At 41.7% G+C, this 642-nt stretch carries 1 protein-coding gene; it reads left to right on the top strand.

All coding sequences use genetic code 11. The features are described 5' to 3' along the window. Nucleotides 1-172: 172 nt before the first annotated feature. On the top strand, nucleotides 173-642 hold a 470-nt coding region (locus A3738_RS09875), incomplete at its 3' end, for a glutathione peroxidase (protein WP_068763578.1).

The raw sequence follows: 642 nt of genomic DNA, 5'->3' as shown, positions 1-642 counted from the left end.
ATCCATTGATTACGCAGAAACAGTAAGTTTGCTGTCATTACAGCAATTTAGCTTGGATGCCGCGTATTCATCTTTTAATCGTATTACCTCGCTGTCTTTGTTTGATCGGATCAGATAAGGTACACGTACTGAAGGTGCATTGGATCTAAAAACATAATCAGGAAGACAGTGAATGAGTGCGATTTACGATATTGAAGTCACCACAATCAAAGGTGAAACCAAGTCTCTATCAGACTACAAGGGCAAGACATTACTCGTAGTAAATACAGCCAGTAAGTGTGGTTTTACACCGCAGTTCAAAGGTTTGGAATCGTTGTACGAAACCTACAAAGAACAGGGTCTAGAAATCTTGGGCTTTCCTTGCAATCAGTTCTTAAGCCAAGACCCAGGTAGCGACAGTCAAATTAGCGAGTTTTGCGAGCTAAATTATGGTGTCACATTCCCGATGTTCAGTAAGGTCGACGTGAATGGCCCTGACACACACCCTTTATTCTCGTTGTTAAAAACAAATGCTAAAGGGATGCTCGGTTCTGAGAAAATTAAATGGAACTTCACCAAGTTTTTGGTCAATGCTGAGGGAGAGATCTTGAAGCGCTACGCACCTAAGACTGAGCCGAAAGCCATCGAGCAAGATATTAAAGA

The sequence above is a fragment of the Oleiphilus sp. HI0066 genome, assembly GCF_001635725.1.
The sequence above is the reverse complement of the archived record's forward strand: the minus strand, read 5'-3'. Positions and strand labels throughout refer to the sequence as shown.